The 5,353-nt window shown below is 69.4% G+C and carries 4 protein-coding genes; 3 read left to right on the top strand and 1 reads right to left on the bottom strand.

The genetic code is table 11. The features are described 5' to 3' along the window. The first annotated feature begins 654 nt into the window (after nucleotides 1-654). From VGR06_RS15775 to VGR06_RS15765, 3 genes are all read left to right on the top strand, one after another. A complete protein-coding gene (locus VGR06_RS15775) occupies nucleotides 655-2,499 on the top strand; it encodes a cellulose binding domain-containing protein (RefSeq protein ID WP_327559827.1) in 1,845 nt (614 codons plus the stop codon). A gap of 11 nt (nucleotides 2,500-2,510) precedes the next feature. Beyond that, complete coding sequence (locus tag VGR06_RS15770; RefSeq protein WP_327559826.1) at nucleotides 2,511-4,280, top strand: chitinase; 1,770 nt, start codon at nucleotides 2,511-2,513, stop codon at nucleotides 4,278-4,280. Nucleotides 4,281-4,747: 467 nt separating this feature from the next. Continuing rightward, a complete protein-coding gene (locus VGR06_RS15765; RefSeq protein WP_327559825.1) occupies nucleotides 4,748-4,966 on the top strand; it encodes a hypothetical protein in 219 nt (72 codons plus the stop codon). Between the two features lie 16 nt (nucleotides 4,967-4,982). On the opposite strand, the gene VGR06_RS15760 is transcribed toward VGR06_RS15765, so the two are convergent. Further along, on the bottom strand, nucleotides 4,983-5,353 hold a 371-nt coding region (locus VGR06_RS15760; protein WP_327559824.1), incomplete at its 5' end, for a hypothetical protein.

The raw sequence follows: 5,353 nt of genomic DNA, 5'->3' as shown, positions 1-5,353 counted from the left end.
CCTGCAGGGTCAGCGCCAGGTTGGACACGATCGGCTGCTCGGGAATCGGGTCGGTGACCGGGACCGACTCCGCGGACGCGGGTGGCGCGGTGAACGCCACCATCGCTCCCGCCGCAAGGACTGCCAGTAAATACCGCCTGTCCCGGGACATCCGTTCACCCCTGCCGTGGACCGACGCGGAAAGCGTTTTCCTCGGAAAGCGCTTTCCGCACCATACATAGGAGGTATGGCAGGAGCAACCTCCAGTTGGGCTAGCTGTGTTTTCTAGCTCGGGCAAGGCCGCCCAGCGCCTTCGGCGCCGGCCTCGGGTCGGGTTGGCGGGGTGGTTGCGGGCCGGGGTGGGTGGTCGGGTGTCGTGGGTGGTCGGCTGACGATGCCTGCGGGCAGGGCTCGTTCCTCGCCCTGCCCTGGTCACCGTGGGGCGGCCGCCCTCGCCAAAGATTTGCCGACCTCAGCGCACTTTGAACTTGCGCTAGATCCAGCCGGTCGGATGGCGCATCGTATACGATGTGCAGGCTCGTTATGGTGCCCGGGGGGCCATGGTCCACACCATTTGGTCTGGACAACTTGGCGAAATTGGTCTAGACAATATGGTTAGGCGCGCACGTCCCGTCCCTGCACCGTGCAACGACGCACACCTCCCGGGAGCCAGCCATGAACCCTGCCCCCGCTCGCCGGCTGCTGCTCGGCGTCCTCACCCTCGTCCTCGGCCTCGCCGGCGCGCTCCTGCTGCCGGCCACGGCCAGCGCGGCCGGGGAGACCGCGACGTTCACCAAGGTCCAGGACTGGGGAACCGGTTGGGAAGGCAAGTACACGGTCACCAACGGCGGCACCGTGACGATCACCAGCTGGCGGGTGGAGTTCGACCTCCCGGCCGGCACCACGATCACCACGAGTTGGGACTCGGTCCGCTCCGGCAGCGGCCAGCACGTGATCTTCAACAACGCCTCGTGGAACGGCACCCTGGCCGCGGGCGCGTCCGTCTCGTTCGGATTCAACGGCGCCGGCCCGGGCACCCCGGCGAACTGCACGGTCAACGGTTCCCCGTGCGGCGGCGGCACCGGCCAACCCCCCGGCCGGCCGGGCAATCCGACCGTGACCGCCGTGACGTCCTCCTCGATCACCCTGTCCTGGGGCGCCTCCAGCGGCACGGTCACCGGCTACCGGGTGTTTGAGGGCAGCACGGTCGTGGCCACACCCACCGGCACCACGGCCACCATCACCGGCCTCGCCGCCGGCAGCACGCACACCTACACGGTCGCCGCGTTCAACTCCGCCGGCGAGTCGCCCCGCAGCGCCAGCGTCTCCGGAACCACCAGCAGCGGCACCGGGGTTCCCGGCACGCCCGGCAACCTGCGCGTCACCGCCACCGCGAGCACCAGCATCTCGTTGGCGTGGAACGCTTCCAGCGGCACCGTGACCGGTTATCGGGTGTTCGAGGGGAACACCGTCGTGGCTACCCCGGCCGGCACCACGGCGACGATCGGCAGCCTGGCCGCCTGCTCGTCGCACACCTACACGGTCGCCGCGTTCAACAGCGCCGGCGAGTCGCCGCGGAGCACCGCGGTCACCGGCACCACCTCCGGGTGCACGACCGGCCCGCTCCCCCGGCACTTCCTCACCGGCTACTGGCACAACTTCAACAACGGCTCGACGGTCCTGCGGCTGCGCGACGTGCCGGCCGAGTTCGACGTGGTGGCGGTGGCGTTCGCGGACGCGACGGGCAGCCCGGGCGCGATCACGTTCAACGTCGACTCCGGCCTGTCCAGCTCGCTCGGCGGCTACACCAACGCGGACTTCACCGCGGACGTCGCCACGATGCACTCGCGTGGCAAGAAGGTGATCCTCTCGGTCGGCGGCCAGAACGGCACCATCTCGGTCGGCGACTCCACCGCGGCCAACAACTTCGCCAGCAGCCTGCGCTCGCTCATCACCCAGTTCGGCTTCGACGGCGTGGACATCGACCTGGAGAACGGCGTCAACCCGACGTTCATGGGTCAGGCGCTGCGCTCGGTGCGCAACGCCGTCGGCGCCAACTTCATCATCACGATGGCGCCGCAGACCATCGACATGCAGACCACCGGGATGGCGTACTTCCAGCTGGCGCTGAACATCCGCGACATCCTCACGGTCGTGCACACCCAGTACTACAACTCCGGCTCGATGCTCGGCTGCGACCAGAACCAGGCCTACAGCCAGGGCAGCGTCAACTTCATGACCGCGCTGGCCTGCATCCAGCTGGAGAACGGGCTGCGGCCGGACCAGGTGGCGCTCGGCCTCCCGGCCGGACCGGGCGCGGCCGGCGGTGGCGTGGTCGCGCCGTCGCTGGTCAACGACGCGCTGAACTGCCTGGCCCGGGGCACCAACTGCGGCAGCTTCCGCCCGCCGCGCACCTACCCCGACATCCGCGGCGCGATGACCTGGTCGATCAACTGGGATGTCCGCAACGGCAACAACTTCGCCCGCACGGTCCGCCCGTTCCTGAACACCCTGCCCTGAGGAGCGTCACGATGAAGCGCCTGGTTCTCCTCACCGTTCTCCTGATCACGGCCGGTCTGATCGCCGGTACCGGCCCGGCGAGCGCGGCCAACCAGCTCGCCAACCCGGGGTTCGAGTCGGGACTGTCCGGCTGGACGTGCTCGCTCGGCTCGACGGTGCCCAGTCCGGTCCACAGTGGAGCGTCCGCGCTGGCCGGCGCGGCCAGCTCGTCGGACACCGCGCAGTGCACCCAGACCGTGACCGTGGTGCCCAGCACCACCTACAGCGTCTCGGCCTGGGTGCGCGGAAACTTCGTCTACCTCGGCATCACCGGCGGCCCGTCGACGTGGACCCCGGGCGGGACAACGTATACCCAGCTGAGCCTGTCGTTCACCACGGCGGCCGGCCAGACCTCCGCGGAGCTCTTCCTGCACGGCTGGTACGGCCAGGGCACGTACAACGCCGACGACGTCGTGCTGGACGGGCCGGGCAACGGCCCGCCGGGCGGGCCCGGCGGGCCCGGGGTGCCGGGCAACCCGACCCTCGGCACGGTCACCAACACCTCGGTTGCCTTGTCCTGGACGGCATCCAGCGGCACCGTGTCCGGATACCGGGTCTACGAGGGCACTTCCATCATCAGCACCGTGAGCACGACGAGCGCGACGATCTCCGGGCTGACCGCGTGCACCTCGCACAGCTACGCCATCGCGGCGTTCAACAGCTCCGGCGAGTCCGCGCACTCCGCGGAGGTCAGCGCCACCACGACGGGCTGCACGAACACCGGGCTGCCGCGGCACGCGCTGATCGGCTACCTGCATGCCAGCTTCGCCAACGGATCCGGCTACCTGCGGATGGCCGACGTACCGGCGGCATGGGACATCGTCAACCTGGCGTTCGGCGAGCCGACGTCGGTCACCTCGGGCGACATCCGGTTCACCCGGTGCCCGGCCAGCGAGTGCGCGAACGTGGAGTCCGACGCGGACTTCCTGGCCGCCATCCGCGCGAAGCAGGCGCAGGGCAAGAAGGTGCTCATCTCCATCGGCGGGCAGAACGGCCAGGTGCAGCTCACCACCACCGCGGCCCGGGACCGGTTCGTCAGCTCGGTGGCGGCGATCCTCGACCGGTGGGGCCTGGACGGGCTGGACATCGACTTCGAGGGCCACTCGCTGTTCCTCAACGCCGGGGACGGCGACTTCCGCAACCCCACCACACCGGTGATCGTCAACCTGATCTCCGCGCTGCGCACGCTGAAGGCCCGCTACGGCGCGCGGTTCGTGCTCACCATGGCGCCGGAGACGTTCTTCGTGCAGGTCGGTTTCCAGTTCTACGGCGGCACCAGCGCCGGCGACAACCGCACCGGGTCATACCTCCCGGTGATCCACGCGATGCGCAACGACCTGACCGTGCTGCACGTGCAGGACTACAACTCCGGCCCGGTGATGGGCCTGGACGGCCAGTTCCACAACATCGGCAACGCGGACTTCCACATCGCGATGACCGACATGGTCAAGGCCGGCTTCACCGTGGCCAACACCGGAATCCGCTTCCCGGGCCTGCGCGAGGACCAGATCGCGTTCGGCCTGCCCGCCGCCCAGCCCGCCGGAAACGGCTTCACCGAGCCGGGTGCGGTCCAGGCCGCGCTGAACTGCCTGGCCCGCAACCAGAGTTGCGGCGGTTACACGCTGCGCGGCGGCACCTCACCCGGCATCCGCGGGCTGATGACCTGGTCCATCAACTGGGACCGGTTCTTCGGCTTCGCCTTCCAGAACGCCCACGAGCCGTTCCTGAACGGCCTGCCCTGAGCGAACCGGTGACGCCTGATGATATTTCGCTCACCAGGCGTCATCGTTTTGTTGATCTGCCGGCCCTTGAGCGGGACGGTTCGTTGTCAGGTTCGTCGCGAAGACGGGACACGACTACGCCAGGCCGGAACATGGCTACGCGAGGGCGGGACATGCCGGCCGGCGAGCCGGCTCGCCGGGCGTGTCCCGCCGTCCGGTAGCCGTGTTCCGGCTCCGCGTAGCCATGTCCCGCCTTCCGCGAGCCACCAACCCGTTGACAAACCGACGACCACCTAAACGTCACGGCCTTGCCACTAGCCCGCCTCGCTGCGCAACGCCCTGCTGGTCGTCGTGCTCGCGGTGGTCTGCGCGGCGCTGTTCAACCTCGTCGACAACCGGCTCGCCGGGCTGCTCCGGACGGATGGGGGTACCGGGACGGGCGGTGAGCGGGTTACGGTCGAGGGGAACCGACCTTATGGAGGTAACCCATGAGGAAGCTCTACGCGGTCGGGATGGCCGCGGTCGCCGCCGCGGCGCTCACGGTGACCGGCGGCAGCGCCGCCACCGCGGGCGTGAACAGCTCTCCCGACGCGGTCGTGATCCCGTCTTGGGTCAGCAACGGCACCAACTTCCAGGACGACATGACCGGCTGCGGCGCCTCACACCGGGCCCACCTGAACACCAGCGAGACCAGCATCCTGCCCTGAACCGCGATGAAAGGGTCTACTTCGCGCGCTCGGCGGTGACCAGCTCGGCCCGGGCGTGGCGCACGGCGTACTCGTGGTCGGCCAGTTGCGGGCCGGCGCCGTAGCGGCCGTGGTATATGAGCAGGCGTACCTGTTCGCGTCGCAGGCCGCGTAGGGCCTTGCGGCCGTGCTGCTTCTTCATCTGCTTGCGGGCACGCCGGCGGTAGCGGAGCGAGGGCAGGCCCGTTCGCTCCTCGGTGGTGATGAGGTCCTCGGCGACGAAATGGTCGGCGAGCACCTTCAGGTAGGTGCCCTCGCAAATCACAGAACGTGACGCGGCAGCACCCGCGCCCGGGCCGACGAGTGAATGCGACGAAGGGGTGCGCGGGCGAACCGCCCGCGCACCCC

The organism is Actinophytocola sp., from assembly GCF_036002505.1.
GTDB lineage: Bacteria > Actinomycetota > Actinomycetes > Mycobacteriales > Pseudonocardiaceae > DASYTH01.
Note: the sequence above shows the minus strand (reverse complement) of the source record. Positions and strands in the feature narration are given on the sequence as shown.

Excerpts from the sequence above, each read along its gene's own strand:
- VGR06_RS15775 (WP_327559827.1), top strand. The coding sequence starts at position 655 with ATGAACCCTGCCCCCGCTCGCCGGCTGCTGCTCGGCGTCCTCACCCTC.
- VGR06_RS15770 (WP_327559826.1), top strand. The coding sequence starts at position 2,511 with ATGAAGCGCCTGGTTCTCCTCACCGTTCTCCTGATCACGGCCGGTCTG.
- VGR06_RS15765 (WP_327559825.1), top strand. The coding sequence starts at position 4,748 with ATGAGGAAGCTCTACGCGGTCGGGATGGCCGCGGTCGCCGCCGCGGCG.